Source organism: Primorskyibacter sp. S87 (assembly GCF_049801055.1).
Lineage (GTDB): Bacteria > Pseudomonadota > Alphaproteobacteria > Rhodobacterales > Rhodobacteraceae > JBNAGF01.
The window spans coordinates 57,397-74,930 of the sequence record NZ_JBNAGF010000014.1 but is presented as its reverse complement, the minus strand read 5'-3'; the positions used below and the strand labels follow the sequence as shown (position 1 = coordinate 74,930).

Here is a 17,534-nt window from a genome sequence, read left to right as displayed (position 1 = left end):
GGGGCGGTCTTTGGGCCGCCCCTCTTTCGTTTCAGGATTTGATTACTTAAAAATTTCCAGTTTCAGGTTTTCGGATGCTCCCAGCCACATTGCGTGATCGCTGTGGTCGGCCAGATGATCTCCTGTCTCGGGGTGAACCAGTATCGTCAACCCGGCGCGCTCAAGCATCAACCAAGGCACGATTTTAGAGAATTGTCCCGGCTCGAACGCTAGTTGACAACTGCCTTTTGGGTGCGGTCCGACGGCTTTGTCGTGCATGCGACCAAGCCTTAGCGGAAAACGGGCAGCAGCTGTCTCGCACAGGGAGAGCGCTTTCGCTCTCGTCTGAGTGTCAAAGTAGACATGGGCATGATAGCCGGTCACTCGGTCCATTCGCGTTCTCCGGTTTCCTGGGTGCTCAAGAACATAGTTGTTCAGATATGCCGTGGAACCCGCAAAGGCCAACAGACTCTGTGCGTTGTTGCGCCGGTGGCGTCAGGCTTGCTGCTCGAGATCCGGGTGTGCGGCGGTAAATGCCGGGTGATCGGCACAGGCAGCTTCGACAGCAAGAATACGCGGCAGGTCAGATATTTTGACCTCCCAGCGGTGGGCATTGTAGAGCTGAGGGAGCAGACAGATATCGGCCAGCCCGGGTTTGTCTCCCGTGCAATAGGGTGCTTGGTCAAAGTTCCCCAATAGCGTTTCAAAAGCTTGAAGGCCGGGGCGAATGAAGTGCCGCATCCAGTCCCCGGGCATGCCTTCGGCGCCATCGCTCAGTTTGGTTGCATGTTGTGCAACCCTGAGATTGCAGACGGGGTGAATATCAACGGCAATCGATTGAGCGAGTGCCTGAACATGCGCCCGTGCTGCCGGATCCTTTGGCAACAGGCCCAGTTCTCGCGTCTGGTCGAGATAGTCGAGAATTGCCAGAGACTGGGTGAAAACACGCCCGTCAATCTCCAGCACCGGAACCAGACCCTGCGGGTTCCGGGCCAAGTGCGCTGGCGATCTTTGTTCGGCCTTGGTGAGATCGATGGTGACTTTGCGGTAGTCGATCCCCGCGAGGTTCAGGGCAATCCGCAGCCGGTAGCTGGCCGACGACCTGCGGTAGTCATAGAGAACCGTTTCGTCCATATCCGCACCTTTGAATGAAAGGGCAACCGGCGGCAGGCCAGTTGCCCTTTGTTTCCGTCCGCTCAGGTCAGACGTTACTAAGTTCCTTGGCATGCAGCCAGTCTGCGTGTTTGGGCGCCTTCTTGGTCTTGGACCATTCTTCCAGCATGTCCCACTTTACTTCATTAAGCTTGGCAAGCATGGCTTCTTCGCCGGGGTCCGGACAAGCCAGTTCGACCCGGTGGCCATTCGGGTCGAAGAAGTAGATCGAGTGAAAGATCGAATGGTCTGTGACGCCAAGCACTTCGACACCGTTCGCTTCCAGATGCTCCTTAAACTCGATGAGCGTATCGCGGTCCTTCACCTTGAAGGCAATGTGCTGCACCCAGATCGGAGTGTTGGGGTCACGACCCATCTCGGGTTTGGTAGGCAATTCGAAGAAGGCCAGAACATTGCCGTCGCCCGCATCCATGAAGATGTGCATGTAGGGATCAGGCTCATGAGTCGACGGGACATGGTCTTCGGCAATCGCCAAAATGAAATCCATGTTGAGCATCTTGTTGTACCACTCAACGGTTTCTTTGGCATCCTTGCAGCGATATGCAACGTGGTGGATCTTTTCCAGTTTCATAGGGTTACTCCTCCTTCAGGGCGGCGGCCTTGAGTGCCTGGCTCAGCACCTCGCGGTCTCCGATGTGGTTGGCCAAAACCAGAACCAGGCGGGCGTTCAGCGCGTCGCTGTCCGATTTTTCAAGCCCGTCATGGGTAGACAGAAGTTCGGCATAGAAATCGTCGGGTGTATCGATATTAGGGGTCAGGATCAGATCGGCCATATGCCTTACTCCTTGCCGGTGGCCCGGCGGATCGCGTGCCGGAATTGGTTTTCGTCAAAGCTCGGGCGGCGGGCCGCGACGTGCTGATCCGGGCGGATCAGATAGACGGCGCTGTCGCTGTCGCCGAGGTAACGTTCCTTGAGCGCCATGGTCGGGTCGTCCTTGACCGAAAGCGCAAGGCGAGTGACCTCGACCCCGTCTTCCTCGATCAGGTCGGGCGCATCGGCATCGATCGTAAGAAGGGTGAAACGATCCGCAAGTTTCGGCAGCAGGAACCCGTCGGCAATGGGGACATCCGGGCAGGGCGAGCCGGGACGAGTCCGTCGCGGTCCGCCAAGCGCGTCGGCCGAGTTCAGCGGTGAGCCATCGTAGGTGCATGGCACGCTCAGGCGGCCCGAATTCACCAGCGGGCGGGCAAATGCATAATGTTCCGACAGGTCCAGAACGGCATCGCGCATCAAGCGGGACATATCCGATTTTGGGGTGATGAAATCGGTCGAGCGGGAAGAGTTGAGAATATTTTCATCTGCGCCGTGGACCCGCTCATAGTCATAGCTGTCGAGCAAACTTTCAGGGGCGTTGCCGTCGAGAACAAGCTTGAGTTTCCAGACAAGGTTATCTGTGTCCTGAAGCCCGGAATTGGCTCCACGGGCGCCAAATGGCGAAACCTGGTGCGCGGCATCCCCGGCAAAGATCACGCGGCCTTGGCGGAACTGTTCCATGCGGCGGCACTGGAACGTGTAGATCGAGACCCATTCGAGTTCGAATTTCACGTCGTCGCCCAGCATCGCCTTCAGGCGCGGGATGACATTTTCGGGGCGCTTTTCGCGCTCCTTGTCAATGTCCCAGCCCAATTGCAGATCAATCCGCCAGACGCCATCAGGCTGCTTGTGCAGTAGGGCCGACTGCCCCCTGTTGAAGGGCGGGTCGAACCAGAACCAGCGCTCGGTGGGGAAATCCGCCTCCATGATCACATCTGCGATCAGGAAATTGTCTTCAAAGACGCGGCCGACAAAGTCGAGCCCAAGCATGGCGCGGACCGGAGATCCGGCGCCGTCGCATGCGATGAGCCAATCGGCTTCCAGAGTGTAGGACCCTTCGGGTGTTTCGACTTCGACCTTTACATGGTCATCGTGGGTGCCGACGGCCTCGACCTTGTTGCGGCCGCGAATTTCAATGGGGGCGCCTTCGGCCTGCAATTCGCGGACCCGGTTCACCATGTATTCTTCGAAATAATACTGTTGCAGATTGATGAACGCGGGCCGCTGATGACCCGCTTCGGGGAGCAGGTTGAATTCGTAGACCTGTCGGTCATCGAAGAACACTTTTCCGATGTTCCACTCCACCCCCTTGTCCACCATCGGCTGACCGCATCCCAGACGATCAAGGATCTCAAGCGGGCGCTTTGCGTAACACACGGCGCGTGAACCGAAGCTGACTTTGTCATTGTCATCCAACACCAGCACTTGGATCCCCTGCTGGGCAAGGTCTATGGCCGCCGCCAACCCGATCGGGCCGGCGCCGACAACGATCACTTTGTGACGAGCTGGCGTTGATGCGTCCTGATCGGGGCTGTGTTCATAGCCGTATAGAGGGACTTCAAAAATCTTGTTCACGGGCTCTTCCTCCCCAGTGTCGCGCTCAAGGCGCACCTTCCTTGTTCCCCGGCACAACAAGCCGGGGGCTACAGTCATCTTCTCATTCAATCCATCAGGGCAACACGATCTGGATCAAGTTTGCCCCGCCGCGGAAAAGCGCCTCGGATCTCAGCTCTGAAGCGCCTCCCACATCTCAAGATCGCGCTGAGCGGTCCAGATCCGCGGTGTGTCGATGCCACGTGCCTCGTCATAGGCGCGGGCAACATTGAACGGCAGGCAGTGCTCGTAAATGGCGTAGTCTGCAAATTTCGGATCGCACTCAGCGCGTACCGCGTCCCACGCCTCTTTGAGAGAGCCTCCTCGCGCGGCGACCTGGGCGGCGGGACGATAGGTAGAGGCAACAAAATCGCGGGTGTTTTCAATTGCGGCGTTAACCATTTCCTTGCCGACAAGCGCATCACCACGACCCGGAGCAATCGCATCCACATCGTACGCGCTGATCTTATCGAGGGTCTGGCCCCAGTCACCAAAATGGCCGTCTCCGCAGTAGCAGGCCGAATGATATTCCACGATATCGCCGGTGAACATCACATTCTGATCCGGCACATGGATCACCGAGTCTCCCGCTGTATGCGCGCGACCGATCTGCCGGATATCGACCCTGCGGTTTCCGAGGTAGATCGTCATGCTGTCGGAAAAGGTTGTCGTGGGCCAGGTCAGACCCGGAATGCTCTCATGTCCCTCGAAGAGTCGCGGGAACCGCTGGAACTCGCTGTCCCAATCTTCTTGACCACGCTCGACCACCATGGCGCGTGCCGCGTCCGACATGATGATCTGCTGTGCGCCGAAGGCCGAAGCCCCCAATACACGCACGGCGTGGTAGTGGGTCAAAACCACGTGTGAGATCGGTTTGTCGGTTACACTTCGGACGCATTCGATCACCTTGTTCGCCAGGCGTGGCGTTGCCTGAGCTTCGACGATCATGACACTGTCATCACCGATGATTACACCCGAATTCGGGTCGCCCTCGGCGGTAAAGGCAAAGAGGCCGTCACCGACTTCGGTAAACGAGATTTTCTTTTCGGTCATGTCACCTTGCGAGGCAAAAGCTTTGGCCATGGGTCTATCCTTGTGACGTTGCGCCGGTTGCGAGGTCGGGACGCCTCCGGCGGGAGTATTTGAAAAAAGATGAAATTGAGGGTCTCATCTTTCGTATGGGTCTTTGAGCGCGGGCAGGGCGGTACCGACACAATCGCCGAAGCCGATCGTATAGCCGTCTCCCTTCGCGGCGCCTTTCAGGGTCAGAGTGTCGCCGTCCTCGATGAAGGAACGCGTTTCGCCGCTGTCGAGCTCGATAGGTTCCTTGCCTCCCCAGCTGAGTTCCAGCAGAGAGCCGCGCTCGGGCTTGGTCGCGCCCGAGATGGTGCCGGAGCCAAGCAAGTCACCTGCGTTCATCGGGCACCCGGAGGTGCTGTGATGCGCCAGCTGTTGCGCGGCGGAATAGTACATTTCGTTATAGTTGGTCCGGGCAATTGTTGTCGGTGCCTTGCCCTCGGGCGCCATGGTCACCTCAAGCTCGATGTCATAGAGCATCGGGCCGCAGTCCTTGATGTGATCCAACAGTTCGAACTCGCGTTCCGGAGCGTTTGTCCGGAAGGGTTCCAGTGCCGGTTTGGTCACAATCCATGGCGAGATCGAGGTGGCGGTCGCCTTGGCCTGGAATGGCCCCAGCGGTTGATATTCCCAGGCCTGGATATCGCGGGCAGACCAATCGTTCAGCAGAACATACCCAAAGATGTGATCGTCGGCTTCCTGAACCGTGATAGGGCCGTCCGAGGGTGTTCCGACGATCGCACCCATTTCCAACTCGATATCGAACCGCGCGCAGGGCGCCCAGCGGGGCAGGGCGTCGTTGGGTCCTTTCAGCTGACCCCAGGGGCGGCGGATATCGGTGCCGGAGACCACCACCGAGGAGGCGCGGCCGTTATAACCGATCGGGATATGCAGCCAGTTCGGCGGCAGCGCGTTTTCCGGTCCGCGGAACATGGTGCCCACGTTGAACGCATGGTTCCGGCCTGCATAGAAATCGGTATATTCGCTGACCGCGAAAGGCATGTGCAGTTCAGCCTCGACCATCGGTACCAGTAGTGGTTCGACCCTGTCCTGTTCGGCAGAACCTTCGGCCAGTAAAACTGTCAGCCGGTCGCGCAGGGCGGCCCAGACGGCCGGCCCTTCTTCCATCAGTTCGTTCCAGAACGGCACATCGAACAGGGGTTCATCGGCGAGCGATATGAGGCCCTCTGCCTCGGCGGCGGTGACATCAAGGATCATGTCTCCGATGGCCACACCGCAATGCGGGTCGATGCTGTCGGTCGAAAAGACCCCGTAAGGCAGATTGTTCAGTGGAAAAGGGTGGTTGGCGTCGTTTGCCGAAGCAACCCATGATTTCAAAAGCGGCATTCTTGTCTCCAAACCTTGTCAGTCGGGGGTGCGGGGGTTCTGGTGACCCTCGAGGACAATCCAGTGATTTCCTGCACCCTATTTCTTGCCGGGTGTCCCGTCGAACTTCTTTTCAATATCGCTCCAGCAGTCGATATAGTCGTCCTGCAGGGGCGCCTCTTGCGCGGCAAAGGCTGTCAGGTGCTGCGGGAACCGGGTTTCAAACATGAAGGACATGGTGTTTTCCAATTTGTCCGGCCCGAGATTAGAATTCGACGCCCCTTCGAAGGCATTCTTGTCCGGCCCGTGTGGTAGCATCATGTTGTGCAGGCTCATGCCGCCGGGGACAAAGCCCTGCGGCTTGGCATCATACTGGCCATAAATATTGCCCATAAGTTCGGACATGATGTTCTTGTGATACCACGGCGGTCGGAAGGTATCTTCGGCAACCATCCAGCGTTCGCGGAACAGCACGAAGTCGATATTCGCGGTGCCGGGCACGCCCGACGGCGCGGTCAGCACGGTAAAGATCGACGGGTCCGGATGGTCGAACAGGATTGCGCCCACCGGGCAATAGGTACGCAGGTCGTATTTGTAAGGCGCGTAATTGCCATGCCATGCCACCACGTCGAGCGGGCTGTGACCGATTTCGGTCGTATGGAACTGTCCGCACCATTTCACGGTGATGGTCGACGGGGTTTCGCGGTCTTCAAAGGCGGCAACGGGTGCTTTGAAGTCGCGGGGATTGGCCATGCAGTTGGCCCCAATCGGACCACGGCCGGGCAGTTCGAACTTCTGGCCGTAGTTCTCGCAGACGAACCCGCGGCAGGGGCCTTCGAGAACTTCGACCCGATACACCAGACCGCGCGGAATGATCGCGATCTCCTTGGGTTCCAGGTCGATGATGCCCAGTTCCGTGGCAAAGCGGAGACGGCCCTCCTGCGGCACGATCAGCAATTCGCTGTCGGCGGAAAAGAAATAGTCATCCACCATGGATTCGGTAACGAGGTAGATATGGCTGGCCATGCCAACCTGCGTATTCACATCGCCGGCCGTGGTCATGGTGTGCATGCCGGTGATCCAGGTCAGGCCGTCCGGCGTTTCCACCGGGTCCCAGCGATACTGGCCGAGTGAAATCACGTCCGGATCGACACATGGGGCCGATTTCCAGTAGGGCAAATCGATCTTTTTATAGCGATGTGAGTGTTTCACCGACGGCCGGATTCGATAGCACCAGGTCCGCTCGGGCGGGTTCGCGGTGAAGGCCGTGCCGGAGAGCTGTTCACCATACAGTCCATAGTTACATTTTTGCGGACTATTCATTCCTTGCGGCAGGGCACCCGGCAGAGCCTCGGTTTCGAAGTCATTGGCAAATCCGGGCATGTAGCCTTCGGTTGTGCCCGTGGCGCTGCTGGCTTGGGTGAATTTGTGCGGGTCGGTTGGACGATTCATCGCGCGTTCCTCCGTTTCTGGTTGCTGAATAATAGTTGTTTTTGTAACTAACAAGCAGGGGAGATTGACTTATGAGCCAGAAAGATGACTTCGACCTGCGAAATTTCCTGCCATTCCTGTTGAATCAGGCGGCTGAGGAAAGCTCGCTGGAATTCCAGCGGGTCTATAAGAATCGGTATGGAATGCTGCGGACGGAATGGCGGGTGCTGTTTCATCTGGGCATTTTCGGAGAGATGACCGCCAAGGAAATTGGCACGCGCGCCAAGATCCACAAAACCAAGATTTCGCGTGCGGTGCAAAAGCTGGAAGAACGCCGGTACCTGACCCGTGAGCGCGACGAGAATGATCGTCGCGTGGAGCGACTGGCTCTGACGCAGGCTGGTCGTGCGGCTTACAACGAATTGCGGGGTATTGCCGAACAGTACGACAACCGGTTGGCAGCTCACTTCACGACGGGAGAAGCAGCATTGTTGCGTATGATGTTGCGCCGTCTGGCAGGATTAGAGTGATGCCACTGGCAAAAACCTAGTCGCGACCCCAAATCGGAAGGCAGTTAACCGGAGCATGAAATGAGACAGAACGCGCCATCCTTGCAAAACATCGACAGTCTGGCTTCGTGGTTGATGGCGCGTGGTCTGGAAGGCGCCAGCCAGAAGGAAGTTCTTGACGGCTATTGCAGCCACTTGGTCGACATGGGCGTGCCGTTGATGCGCTTGCACGCCGCACAAAGCGCCTTTCATCCAAATTACGGTGGCACCGGTTACAGCTGGAGCAGCGATCAGGGCATATCCTTGGAAAACTATGTGCATACAGATTCGCCGCAGGAACGATGGCTGGCCAGCCCACTATATGTGATCCTGACCAGCGAGAGCGATGAGCTGCGTGAACGTTTGGTCGACAGCAACACGCCCAGCCGGTTCCCGTTTCTGAACGAACTCCGGGATCGGGGGGCGACGGATTACTTCGCCATGGGTGTTCTGATGGAAAAACATGGCGGCGGCGATTGGGTGGTCGACCCCAACAACGCCCCCGAAGGTGTGCTGTTGTCATGGGCGAGCAATGCACCCGACGGATTCCGAGATCAGGATCTCGACTTGATCCGGCAGAGCATTCCCTATTTGGGCCTTGCGCTAAAATCTGCAGCCAATCGCCGGATGGCCGAGGATCTTCTTGGTGTTTATCTGGGTCGGGATGCTGGGCGGCGGGTGTTTTCCGGTGAGATCAGACGAGGTTCGCTTCAGCAAATTGACGCGGTGATCTGGAACTTTGATCTCGAGGGCTTCACCACTCTGGCCGAACGTATTCCGGGCCCAGACATGATCGCAATGCTAAATGACTACTTCGGTGTGGTCGTGGACGTCGTGCAGCAAAAGGGTGGAAACATCCTTAAGTTCATGGGCGACGGATTGATGGCGATGTTTGACGTTGGTGAGCTGCATGAAGATGCGCACGCTGCATTGGAGGCCGTCGTTCTTCTCAGGGAACGTATGGCGGAAAAGAACGAAGAAAGGCGCGCTGCTGGTCTGGAAGTTGCAGAATATACTCTGGCACTGCATGCAGGAGAAATCCTGTACGGGAACATAGGCGCTGCATCTCGTCTAGATTTTACGGTGATCGGCCCTGCGGTGAATCAGACTGCGCGTATTTCCGGAATGCACAAGGCCTTGGGACAAAAGCTCATCCTGTCGGACGAAGTCGCCAACGCGGCCCGTCCCTGCAAATTCGATCTGGTTTCGCTGGGACGATATATGCTGCGCGGCGTTCCCGAGCCGAAAGAGCTATTTACTCTTTTCGGGTGATCAGAAGTCGATTTCGACGTCCGGCAGGTTCAGTGCCTTCATCATTTCGCGCAATTCCTGCCGTGCGGCCACGTTCGAGATGTTCAGTTGCTTGACGCCGATATCCTTGAGATCAAGCAATGTCAGCCCTCGGGGAAACAGCTCGCGAAACACCACACGCTCGGAAAATCCGGGTGCGATGCGGAAGCCAATGCGCTTGGACAGCATCGTGATAGCGCGTTCCATCTTTTCCTTATTAACCATGCGCTGGGTGCCGACCCGGTTGCGAATGACAATCCAGTCGATAGGTTTCAACCCGGCCTGCGCTCTCAACTGGCGGGCATTCCAGACCATTTCGGAATAGACCGAAGGGCCAAGAATTGTTTCGCCTTTCGCATCGATACGAGCCAGCAGATCAAAATCCACGAAACTGTCATTGAGAGGCGTGATCAGCGTATCGGCCAGCGAATGCGCAACCTGACTGAGACGGGTGTGTGAGCCGGGGCAGTCAATCAGGATAAAGTCGCTGTCGGCTTCCAGATTAGCGACGGCGGCAGACAGGCGGTGGTCATAGATGTTCTCGCCGGGCTTCAGTTGTGACGGGTCGATTTCGGGCAGGTCGTGTGTTTCGGGTGAAGGTAATTCAAGGCCACTCTTGGCGAGGAAATCCTTGCGGTTTTCGGCGTATCGACCAAGGCTGCGTTGCCGCAGGTCGAGGTCAAGCGTGTTAACCTTCTTGCCCATCCGCGAAAGAGCCGTGGCCACATGCATCGAGACAGTGGATTTTCCCGCACCACCTTTCTCGTTTCCGACCACGATAATATGCGCCATTGCCCGATCCTCTTACCTGCCGCGCAGCGGCACCGTTTTCCGGCCACTATATGTTGTGGGGGTTTGTAAGGGAAGGGAGTTTGCTGGCCCGATCACCCAAAATACTGTGCGTGTTGCGAGGTGGGCTCGAAGTGGGTTTTTGGTGTGATTGGCAGGGCGGCAATTTGGGGCGGCCGTGGACTGTTGCCAATTTCTCAGATCCCGGCCTACAGGGCCGGGGCCAAGCAGTCGGGCGAGAGCTATCGGATGCAAAACTGAAAAGGCCGCCCTTCAGGACGGCCTTTGAACAGTCGGAAGGGGTAGGATCAGAAACCCAGACCTTCGTACTTTTTCTTGAATTTGGAAACGCGACCACCGGTATCCAACAGGCGCGCGCCACCGCCGGTCCAGGCAGGGTGCACCGAAGGATCGATGTCCAGCGACAGCTGGTCGCCTTCCTTGCCCCAGGTCGATTTCATTTCGACCACGGTGCCATCGGTCATCTTGACGTTGATGATGTGGTAATCGGGGTGGGTGTCTTTTTTCATGGTTCCGGTCCTTACGCCTCGGCGCCCGCTTTGGGCTTGTAGTTGGTGACCTCTGCGATCCGGGCGGACTTGCCCCGACGCGAACGCAGATAATACAGCTTGGCGCGGCGGACGCGGCCACGGCGGACAACGGTGATGCTGTCGATGTTGGTCGAGTAAAGCGGGAAGACACGTTCCACGCCTTCACCGAAGGAGATCTTGCGCACGGTGAACGAACCGGCAATGCCGTTGCCGTTCTTACGCGCGATGCAGACACCTTCGTAGTTCTGCACACGGGTGCGCGACCCTTCGGTCACTTTGAAGCCGACACGGATTGTGTCACCGGCTTTGAAATCGGGGATATCTTTCCCCAGGGCGGAAATCTGTTCCGCCTCGAGCTGTGCGATCAGGTCCATCGCAATTCTCCTATCTGCTCGTGGTTGGTCCACGAAGTTTTGATGCACCTAAGAGCTCTTGGTCTTCACCGGGTCCTGCCAGATGCAGCCCGCCAGAGATCAGGTTGTCTGTTCCTTGTTTCTGTCCAGCCAGCCGCCTGTCGAACCGAAGAAGGTTCTGCGGATACCTGCAAAACAGAAAGAGCCCGGAGCCGCAAAACGATTCCGAACGGCGGACGTATAGTGCGGGCTGCAACATTGATCAAGCCCCGAGTGTGGCGGCCATGTATTGCGCCGCTCAATCATGGACTGCACCAATGGCGCCCGGTCCGACCTATCCGGAGATATAGTGCTCCAGCTGTTCGATGACGAATTTCTGGTCGCTTATGATGCTCTTTACCAGATCGCCGATCGAGACTACGCCGACCAGTTGATTTCCTTCAAGAACCGGAAGGTGACGAACTGCTTTATCGGTCATGACGGCCATGCACTCTTCTACCGTCTGGTCAGGGGTGGCGCAGACGACACGCTCAGCCATGATCTCGCCGACCCGGGTGTCGGGCGAGGACCGGCCTTTCAGGAACACATTCCTGGCGTAGTGCCTTTCGGTGAAAATGCCGGAAAGCTGTGTTCCGTTCATAACGAGGACTGATCCCACGTTGTGATCGGCCATCTTCGTGATCGCCTCCAAGACTGTATCTTCCGGTCGGACAGTGATCACCTCTGCCCCCTTTTCGTGAATGAGTTGCCGGACTGTGGTCATCATTCTCCTCCTTTCATTGGAAGAACTGAAAGACAACGTAGCCACAGTGGCATTCAAAGGCGCGGCATCACCATGATTCAGATCACATGGTGCAGGCGGAAACGGCCGCAATCCAATCCGTCTGATTGATTTTCGTTCCAATAAGCAGCTGTATCGGGCAGGTTTTTGGCGTCAGCTCTGTTCCTGATCCTCTGAAGATCTGCGATGGGCCTCCCAAAGGTCCGGGCGGCGTTCGCGTGTGATCTCTTCGCTCTTTTCCCGCCGCCACTGGTCAATCTTCCCGTGATGTCCGGACATCAGAACTTCGGGAATCGGCCGGCCTTTCCATTCGGCGGGCCGGGTATATTGGGGATGTTCCAGCAAACCGGATGAAAAGCTCTCTTCTTCGGTCGATGCCTGGTTGCCAAGGACGCCAGGAATCAGCCGCACAGTTGCGTCGATCAGCGCCTGTGCCGCAATCTCACCGCCCGTCATGACAAAATCGCCGAGTGAAACTTCCTGAATTCCGTAGTGCTCCAAAACCCGTTCATCCACGCCCTCGAACCGTCCGCACAGCAAGGTGACACCATCTGCGCGTGCAAGGTTGCGCATCAGGTTCTGATCCATTCGTTTGCCACGTGGCGAAAGATAAATTAGGGGCCAGTTGCCGGTGACGCCTTCCATCGCATGGTCGATGGCATTGCCTAGAACGTCAGCCCGCAAAACCATACCGGCGCCGCCGCCTGCAGGGGTGTCGTCCACATTGCGATGCTTGCCAATCCCGAATTTGCGCAGCTCGATTGTTTCGAGCTGCCAGAGCCCTTCCTGCAAGGCTTTGCCGGTCAGGCTTTCGCCAAGGACACCGGGAAATGCTTCGGGGAACAGGGTCAGGATCTTGGCCTTCCAGACTCCGTGCAGATCCGGTGTAGGGGTAATGAGTTCGCGCGGTTTCAGGGTCGGGCGGATGGTCTTGCGACCCAGGGACCGATTGGGGGCGTCGTCTGTCACGAAATGCTCTCCTGCGCGGGCTTTGATGAGGCTGTATTGCGTCGTGGTCGGCTTTTTCGTTGCCGGAAGTGAGGCAACAGGACCGATTCTTGCCCAAAGGCCGTTTCAGAACAATCCTTCGGGCGGGTCGGCAATGATGCGGCCCGCCTTCAAATCGACCGTTGGCACAGCTGCCAGTGTAAAGGGCAACAGCACCGTGCCCTTGATGCCGGGCCCGTGAAGCTCCAAAAGGTCCGTGGCCCCGTGGTTCTGCACGGATTTCACCCGGCCAAGAACAGTGCCACCGGTATCGAAAACCTCCAGCCCGATCAGGTCTGTGTGATAGTATTCATCGTCGGGCAGCGACGGCAGTTGATCCCGTCTGGCAAACAGGCGGAGGCCCTTGATCGCGTCGGCCTGCTCTTTGGTTTCGACCCCGCCCAGCCGCGCAGCAAAACCGTTCTTGATCGAACCCGTCAGGACCAACGGATAGCTTTCGGTTCCATCCTCGTTGCTAAGAGGAGAATAGGATTCAATATCTTCGGGTATAGCGCAGAAGCTCTTCAGTCGCACTTCTCCGCGGACACCAAAAGCGCCCGCTACTGCGCCAACGCAAACCAGATCGCTCATCTTTGCCCTCCTTCACATAACTTGGACACGACCCTGCCGCCGGCATCAAGGCACCTGTCGTTATGCGCATTTCGCTCAAACAGAACCCCGAGTACAAATGCACCGGCGGTGAACATGGCAAGTCGGACTAATCTGAACATGGGTCAACGCGCCTCGATCATCAGTTTGTCCGCCCGTGTTTCCCAGCCGGAGAGTTGCAGTTCCGGTGTGTCCGAACTGTCTTGGGGCCAGCCGATACAAAAATATCCGACAAGTTCCCAGCCCTCTGGCACACCAAGATCTTGGGTCAGCCGGACCGGATCAAGGATCGATACCCAACCCAGCCCCAGTCCTTCGGCACGCAGGCGGAGCCAGAACAGGGTGATGGCGCAGACCACGGAGTAGCGGCGTATCTCTGGCATGGTCCGCGCGCCCAGTCCGTGGCCTTTGACTGTGCCTTCATCGCAGAACACGGCCAGTTGCACCGGGGCTTCGCGCATGCCCGAAAGCTTGAGGCCGGCATAGGCGGCCGCGGTTTCGCCAGAGCATCCCTTCAGCGCCGCGGCATTGGCGATCTCATAGTTTTCCAGTGCAGACGCCCGGGCCTGTTTGCTGTCCACGCGGACAAGGCGCCAGGGTTCGCTCAGTCCCACAGACGGGGCGGTATGAAATGCAGCGAGGCAGCGCACAAGCGCTGCCTAGTCAACCGGATCAGTTCGGAACCGGCGCACATCGCGCCGGAGACGCAACAACTGGTCAAGCTGCGTGCAGAACTCCTCGGGAAAGGTCTGATCCTGCACGCCCGGCCTGCTTATTCTTCAGCTGCAACAGCTTCTTCGGCAGGCGCTGCATCGGCTTCGGCAGCCTTGGCTGCTTTTTCTTCTGCGCGCTCTTTGGCCTTGGTGCCGGGTTCACCCTTTTTCAGGTTTTGACGTTCGGCTTTTTCGCGAACACCGGCCGCTTCGAGGAAACGTGCGATCCGGTCGGTGGGCTGTGCGCCCTGATCGAGCCAGTACTGGATACGCTCCATGTTCATCTTGATGCGCTCTTCGGAATCCTTCGGCAGCAGCGGGTTGTAGGTGCCGAGCTTTTCGATGAAACGGCCGTCACGCGGCATGCGCGAGTCGGCAGCAACAATGCGGTAGAAGGGGCGCTTTTTCGAGCCGCCGCGGGCCAAACGAATTTTCATTGCCATTGTTCAGTTCTCCTATGATGGCATAACACCGCTGGTGTGTTTTCTGTGGGGCCGGTCGATGTCCGGTTATTCCTGGTGCTTTTTGTGGTGTCTGATGACTTCCTGAATGATGAAGTTCAGAAAAGCCTTGGCGAAATCGGGATCCAGGTTGGCCCGCTTTGCCAAATCTTCAAGCCGGGCGATCTGCGCGGCTTCGCGTGCGGGATCGGACGGGGGAAGGTCATGTGTCGCTTTCAGTCTGCCGACGGCCTGTGTGTGCTTGAACCGCTCGCCCAGAGTGTAGACGAGGATAGCATCCAGCCGGTCGATGCTGTCGCGATGTTCTTTCAGCAGCTCCGCTGCCCGGGTCACGGCATCAGTCAATGGCCCATCCTTTCGGTTTGAACAGCGGATCCTGATAGTGGCCGATTTCCATTTCGATCCCATGCGCAAGCTGGGTTCCCTCAAGTTCGGCCGGAGAAGGATGGCGATAGACCGCGTCATTGCCGTCGATTGTGGCCGCCGAATGATCTTTCTTGGCGCCCAACCGTTCTGCGAGCCTGATAGAATCCAGATTTTTCGGGTCGATATAGCTGACCGCGCCATCCCAGCCGAGTTGGGTATAGAAATAGCGCCTTGCCGCATCGACGGCTTCAAGCGCATAGCCATGACCCGCGGCATCCGGCCAGATGACCCAGGCCAGTTCCTTTTCCGGCCATTTTGCGGGCATCCAGCCGCCAGCCATGCCATAGGTCTCGTCGGTGACCTTGTCGTGGATCATCCACATGCCATATCCGCGAATCTGCCAATGCCCGATTTCAGCGGCGTAGAGCATCCAGCTCTCATAGGCATTAAGCGGCCCCCCCATGAAGCGGGCCCGGTAGCTGGTAAAGGTTGCTCGAAAGTCCGGATAATCCTCGGCCTCGGGGCCGCGCAGCACCAGCCGCTTCGTTTCAAGTATGGGAATGTTGCGGGGCATCAGGCATAGGCCTCCATGCCACCGTTCACCAGTGCGTCCGGGGCCGGGTGCCGCCAGACGTGCATGGTTCCGAAAGCGGAATGTTCAAAAGTAGTCTCGAATGCCGCGCCAAGCCGCCGGGCGACAGCCTGGCTTGCGGTGTTCGCGGGATCGATCAGGCTTATGGCCGTCGGCCATTGTAATACGTCATAGGCATAACTGCGGGCCGCCATCGCGGCCTCGGTCGCATAGCCATTGCCGGTGGCATCGTTCATAAGGGTCCAACCGATTTCCGGCTCCGGCCAGCCTTCCGGGCTCCACAATCCGACATGGCCGAGATAGGTCCCGGTTTCACGGCTCTCGACACCCCAGAACCCATATCCACGCAACATCCAGTGGCCAAGCATCATCGCGAGGGCACGCCATGTTTCGTCAGGGTGTTTGGGTCCACCGACAAAACGTGACGCATCCGACGCGAAAAATTCCGCCTCGGCCGGGAAATCGGCCTCGCACGGCGCCCGCAGGATCAGGCGGGATGTTTCAAGGGTGGGTATCGAGAAGCTCATCGGTTTACTTCTTTTTCCCAAATCCACTGAGACCCGGCGGCAGGCCCATTCCGCCACCCAGTCCGGGCAATCCGCCCGGCATACCTTTTCCACCCCCCATGGCTTTGGCGGCCTGTTCCAGCGCTTTGGGATCCATCCCCTTGGCCATCTCGGCCATATCCGCCGGAGCGCCGCCCTTGCCGAACATGCCCTTCATGGCCTGCTTCAGCATCTTGCCTTTGCCCATCTTGCCCATCTTTTTCATCACGTCGGACATCTGGCGCTGCATTTTCAACAGCTTGTTGAGGTCAGAGACTTCCATACCGGCACCTGCTGCAATGCGTTTCTTCCGACTGGCTTGCAACAGCGACGGGTTCGCGCGTTCGCGCTTGGTCATGGACTGGATCAGAGCGATCTGACGCTTGAGAACCTTGTCATCCATGCCGGATTCTTCGACTTGTTTGGCCATTTTTCCCATGCCGGGCATCATCTGCATCATGCCTTGCATACCGCCCATCTGGAGCATCTGTTCCAGCTGCATCTTGAGGTCGTTCATGTTGAACTGACCCTTGGCCATGCGCTTCATCATGCGCTCGGCCTGCTCCATCTCGATGGTTTCCTGAGCCTTCTCGACCAGCGATACGATGTCGCCCATGCCCAGAATTCGGCCAGCGATCCTGTCCGGCTCGAAAGTTTCGAGCGCATCCATCTTTTCGCCCAGACCCACAAAGCGGATCGGCTTGCCGGTTACGGCCCGCATCGACAAAGCGGCACCGCCACGGCCATCACCGTCCATTCGGGTCAGAACCACTCCGGAGATTCCGATCTTTGCATCGAACTCTTCAGCGACTTCGACCGCGACCTGCCCGGTCAAGCCATCGACCACCAGCAGGGTTTCGCGCGGTTCGACGACGTTGCGGACGTCCTCGACCTCTTGCATCAGGACTTCGTCGATATGTAGGCGACCCGCAGTATCGAGCATGTAGACATCATATCCGCCCAGAGATGCCTGCTGCTTGGCGCGCCGGGCAATGTCGACCGGCTTCTGACCCGGAACGATAGGGAGGGTATCGACTCCGATCTGGGTGCCCAGCACCGCAAGCTGGTCCATCGCTGCGGGACGGTAGACGTCAAGCGAGGCCATCAGGACCTTCTTGCCTTCTTTCTCTTTCAGGCGTTTGGCGAGTTTGCCGGTTGTGGTTGTTTTGCCGCCACCCTGCAGACCCACCATCAGTATGGGGGCCGGCGGATTGTCGATCTTCAGATTTCCGGGATCTTCCTCGCCACGAAGCGTGTCAGCCAATGCATCGTGAACGATCTTGACCACCTGCTGGCCGGGTGTCACCGACTTGGTCACGGCCTGGCCGGTGGCCTGCTCCTGAACTTTCTTGATGAACTCACGGGCAACGGTGAGCGAGACGTCCGCCTCCAGCAGAGCCACGCGAACTTCGCGCAGGGCGGTTTTGACGTCCTCTTCGGAAAGCGCGCCCTGCTTCGTCAGACGGTCAAAGACGCCAGAGAGGCGTTCGGATAAATTTTCAAACATGCCTCGGCCTCCTGTGCCGGTTACTTGCGTGGCGCTTCCAAGGTAGGAA

The 17,534-nt window shown here is 57.9% G+C and carries 21 protein-coding genes and 1 pseudogene; 2 read left to right on the top strand and 20 right to left on the bottom strand.

What is annotated here, in order from left to right; genetic code table 11:
* Positions 1-42 precede the first annotated feature (42 nt).
* The 8 genes from ACP15U_RS19470 to hmgA all read right to left on the bottom strand — a co-directional run bounded on the left by ACP15U_RS19470 (position 43) and on the right by hmgA (position 7,414).
* Positions 43-372 carry a DOPA 4,5-dioxygenase family protein gene (locus tag ACP15U_RS19470; RefSeq protein ID WP_425046687.1) on the bottom strand — a complete coding sequence of 110 codons (330 nt, stop codon included), beginning with the start codon at positions 370-372 and terminating at the stop codon, positions 43-45.
* A 102-nt stretch (positions 373-474) separates the two neighbouring features.
* Positions 475-1,113: a maleylacetoacetate isomerase gene (gene maiA / locus ACP15U_RS19465; RefSeq protein WP_425046686.1), complete on the bottom strand. Its 639-nt coding sequence runs from the start codon at positions 1,111-1,113 to the stop codon at positions 475-477.
* Positions 1,114-1,180: 67 nt separating this feature from the next.
* Positions 1,181-1,723, bottom strand: a complete 543-nt coding sequence (locus tag ACP15U_RS19460) for a VOC family protein (protein WP_425046685.1) — start codon at positions 1,721-1,723, stop codon at positions 1,181-1,183.
* A gap of 4 nt (positions 1,724-1,727) precedes the next feature.
* Positions 1,728-1,925 carry a DUF2783 domain-containing protein gene (locus ACP15U_RS19455; protein WP_425046684.1) on the bottom strand — a complete coding sequence of 66 codons (198 nt, stop codon included), beginning with the start codon at positions 1,923-1,925 and terminating at the stop codon, positions 1,728-1,730.
* A 5-nt stretch (positions 1,926-1,930) separates the two neighbouring features.
* Positions 1,931-3,541: an FAD-dependent oxidoreductase gene (locus ACP15U_RS19450; RefSeq protein WP_425046683.1), complete on the bottom strand. Its 1,611-nt coding sequence runs from the start codon at positions 3,539-3,541 to the stop codon at positions 1,931-1,933.
* 150 nt (positions 3,542-3,691) lie between these two features.
* Entirely contained in the window at positions 3,692-4,642 is a 951-nt protein-coding gene (locus ACP15U_RS19445; RefSeq protein ID WP_425046682.1) for an MBL fold metallo-hydrolase, read from the bottom strand.
* Positions 4,643-4,726: 84 nt separating this feature from the next.
* Positions 4,727-5,983, bottom strand: coding sequence for a fumarylacetoacetase (gene fahA, locus ACP15U_RS19440; RefSeq protein ID WP_425046681.1), 1,257 nt, complete (start codon positions 5,981-5,983; stop codon positions 4,727-4,729).
* Positions 5,984-6,061: 78 nt separating this feature from the next.
* A complete protein-coding gene (gene hmgA, locus ACP15U_RS19435; protein ID WP_425046680.1) occupies positions 6,062-7,414 on the bottom strand; it encodes a homogentisate 1,2-dioxygenase in 1,353 nt (450 codons plus the stop codon).
* 71 nt (positions 7,415-7,485) lie between these two features.
* On the opposite strand from hmgA, the gene ACP15U_RS19430 reads away from it, so the two are divergent.
* Together ACP15U_RS19430 and ACP15U_RS19425 are read left to right on the top strand one after the other, a co-directional pair.
* A complete protein-coding gene (locus ACP15U_RS19430) occupies positions 7,486-7,923 on the top strand; it encodes a MarR family winged helix-turn-helix transcriptional regulator (protein ID WP_425046679.1) in 438 nt (145 codons plus the stop codon).
* Positions 7,924-7,983: 60 nt separating this feature from the next.
* Positions 7,984-9,213 carry an adenylate/guanylate cyclase domain-containing protein gene (locus tag ACP15U_RS19425; RefSeq protein WP_425046678.1) on the top strand — a complete coding sequence of 410 codons (1,230 nt, stop codon included), beginning with the start codon at positions 7,984-7,986 and terminating at the stop codon, positions 9,211-9,213.
* Here ACP15U_RS19425 and ACP15U_RS19420 read toward each other — a convergent pair whose 3' ends face one another.
* The 12 genes and pseudogenes from ACP15U_RS19420 to ffh all read right to left on the bottom strand — a co-directional run bounded on the left by ACP15U_RS19420 (position 9,214) and on the right by ffh (position 17,485).
* On the bottom strand, positions 9,214-10,023 hold the full coding sequence (locus ACP15U_RS19420) for a division plane positioning ATPase MipZ (protein WP_425046677.1): 810 nt from the start codon (positions 10,021-10,023) through the stop codon (positions 9,214-9,216).
* A 305-nt stretch (positions 10,024-10,328) separates the two neighbouring features.
* Positions 10,329-10,550 (bottom strand): 50S ribosomal protein L31, encoded by a 222-nt coding sequence (gene rpmE / locus ACP15U_RS19415; RefSeq protein WP_425046676.1) that lies wholly within the window; start codon positions 10,548-10,550, stop codon positions 10,329-10,331.
* Positions 10,551-10,561: 11 nt separating this feature from the next.
* Positions 10,562-10,945 (bottom strand): 50S ribosomal protein L19, encoded by a 384-nt coding sequence (gene rplS, locus ACP15U_RS19410; RefSeq protein ID WP_425046675.1) that lies wholly within the window; start codon positions 10,943-10,945, stop codon positions 10,562-10,564.
* 313 nt (positions 10,946-11,258) lie between these two features.
* Positions 11,259-11,687 carry a CBS domain-containing protein gene (locus tag ACP15U_RS19405; protein ID WP_425046674.1) on the bottom strand — a complete coding sequence of 143 codons (429 nt, stop codon included), beginning with the start codon at positions 11,685-11,687 and terminating at the stop codon, positions 11,259-11,261.
* A 171-nt stretch (positions 11,688-11,858) separates the two neighbouring features.
* On the bottom strand, positions 11,859-12,674 hold the full coding sequence (gene trmD, locus ACP15U_RS19400; protein ID WP_425046673.1) for a tRNA (guanosine(37)-N1)-methyltransferase TrmD: 816 nt from the start codon (positions 12,672-12,674) through the stop codon (positions 11,859-11,861).
* Positions 12,675-12,779: 105 nt separating this feature from the next.
* A complete protein-coding gene (gene rimM, locus ACP15U_RS19395) occupies positions 12,780-13,283 on the bottom strand; it encodes a ribosome maturation factor RimM (protein WP_425046672.1) in 504 nt (167 codons plus the stop codon).
* A 143-nt stretch (positions 13,284-13,426) separates the two neighbouring features.
* Positions 13,427-14,062 (bottom strand): annotated as a pseudogene (bluB, locus tag ACP15U_RS19390) (5,6-dimethylbenzimidazole synthase).
* 11 nt (positions 14,063-14,073) lie between these two features.
* On the bottom strand, positions 14,074-14,457 hold the full coding sequence (gene rpsP / locus ACP15U_RS19385) for a 30S ribosomal protein S16 (protein WP_425046671.1): 384 nt from the start codon (positions 14,455-14,457) through the stop codon (positions 14,074-14,076).
* Between the two features lie 66 nt (positions 14,458-14,523).
* Complete coding sequence (locus ACP15U_RS19380) at positions 14,524-14,820, bottom strand: chorismate mutase (RefSeq protein WP_425046670.1); 297 nt, start codon at positions 14,818-14,820, stop codon at positions 14,524-14,526.
* Positions 14,813-15,415: a GNAT family N-acetyltransferase gene (locus ACP15U_RS19375; protein WP_425046669.1), complete on the bottom strand. Its 603-nt coding sequence runs from the start codon at positions 15,413-15,415 to the stop codon at positions 14,813-14,815. The genes ACP15U_RS19380 and ACP15U_RS19375 overlap by 8 nt, the downstream gene beginning before the upstream one ends.
* Positions 15,415-15,960, bottom strand: a complete 546-nt coding sequence (locus ACP15U_RS19370; RefSeq protein ID WP_425046668.1) for a GNAT family N-acetyltransferase — start codon at positions 15,958-15,960, stop codon at positions 15,415-15,417. The genes ACP15U_RS19375 and ACP15U_RS19370 overlap by 1 nt, the downstream gene beginning before the upstream one ends.
* 4 nt (positions 15,961-15,964) lie before the next feature.
* Complete coding sequence (ffh, locus tag ACP15U_RS19365; RefSeq protein WP_425046667.1) at positions 15,965-17,485, bottom strand: signal recognition particle protein; 1,521 nt, start codon at positions 17,483-17,485, stop codon at positions 15,965-15,967.
* Between the last annotated feature and the right edge of the window lie 49 nt (positions 17,486-17,534).

What these genes read in the sequence shown, in the direction of transcription:
- ACP15U_RS19470 (WP_425046687.1), bottom strand. Translation starts at nt 372, where the DNA reads ATGGACCGAGTGACCGGCTATCATGCCCATGTCTACTTTGACACTCAG.
- maiA (WP_425046686.1), bottom strand. Translation starts at nt 1,113, where the DNA reads ATGGACGAAACGGTTCTCTATGACTACCGCAGGTCGTCGGCCAGCTAC.
- ACP15U_RS19460 (WP_425046685.1), bottom strand. Translation starts at nt 1,723, where the DNA reads ATGAAACTGGAAAAGATCCACCACGTTGCATATCGCTGCAAGGATGCC.
- ACP15U_RS19455 (WP_425046684.1), bottom strand. Translation starts at nt 1,925, where the DNA reads ATGGCCGATCTGATCCTGACCCCTAATATCGATACACCCGACGATTTC.
- ACP15U_RS19445 (WP_425046682.1), bottom strand. Translation starts at nt 4,642, where the DNA reads ATGGCCAAAGCTTTTGCCTCGCAAGGTGACATGACCGAAAAGAAAATC.
- fahA (WP_425046681.1), bottom strand. Translation starts at nt 5,983, where the DNA reads ATGCCGCTTTTGAAATCATGGGTTGCTTCGGCAAACGACGCCAACCAC.
- hmgA (WP_425046680.1), bottom strand. Translation starts at nt 7,414, where the DNA reads ATGAATCGTCCAACCGACCCGCACAAATTCACCCAAGCCAGCAGCGCC.
- ACP15U_RS19430 (WP_425046679.1), top strand. Translation starts at nt 7,486, where the DNA reads ATGAGCCAGAAAGATGACTTCGACCTGCGAAATTTCCTGCCATTCCTG.
- ACP15U_RS19425 (WP_425046678.1), top strand. Translation starts at nt 7,984, where the DNA reads ATGAGACAGAACGCGCCATCCTTGCAAAACATCGACAGTCTGGCTTCG.
- ACP15U_RS19420 (WP_425046677.1), bottom strand. Translation starts at nt 10,023, where the DNA reads ATGGCGCATATTATCGTGGTCGGAAACGAGAAAGGTGGTGCGGGAAAA.
- rpmE (WP_425046676.1), bottom strand. Translation starts at nt 10,550, where the DNA reads ATGAAAAAAGACACCCACCCCGATTACCACATCATCAACGTCAAGATG.
- rplS (WP_425046675.1), bottom strand. Translation starts at nt 10,945, where the DNA reads ATGGACCTGATCGCACAGCTCGAGGCGGAACAGATTTCCGCCCTGGGG.
- ACP15U_RS19405 (WP_425046674.1), bottom strand. Translation starts at nt 11,687, where the DNA reads ATGACCACAGTCCGGCAACTCATTCACGAAAAGGGGGCAGAGGTGATC.
- rimM (WP_425046672.1), bottom strand. Translation starts at nt 13,283, where the DNA reads ATGAGCGATCTGGTTTGCGTTGGCGCAGTAGCGGGCGCTTTTGGTGTC.
- rpsP (WP_425046671.1), bottom strand. Translation starts at nt 14,457, where the DNA reads ATGGCAATGAAAATTCGTTTGGCCCGCGGCGGCTCGAAAAAGCGCCCC.
- ACP15U_RS19375 (WP_425046669.1), bottom strand. Translation starts at nt 15,415, where the DNA reads ATGCCCCGCAACATTCCCATACTTGAAACGAAGCGGCTGGTGCTGCGC.
- ACP15U_RS19370 (WP_425046668.1), bottom strand. Translation starts at nt 15,960, where the DNA reads ATGAGCTTCTCGATACCCACCCTTGAAACATCCCGCCTGATCCTGCGG.
- ffh (WP_425046667.1), bottom strand. Translation starts at nt 17,485, where the DNA reads ATGTTTGAAAATTTATCCGAACGCCTCTCTGGCGTCTTTGACCGTCTG.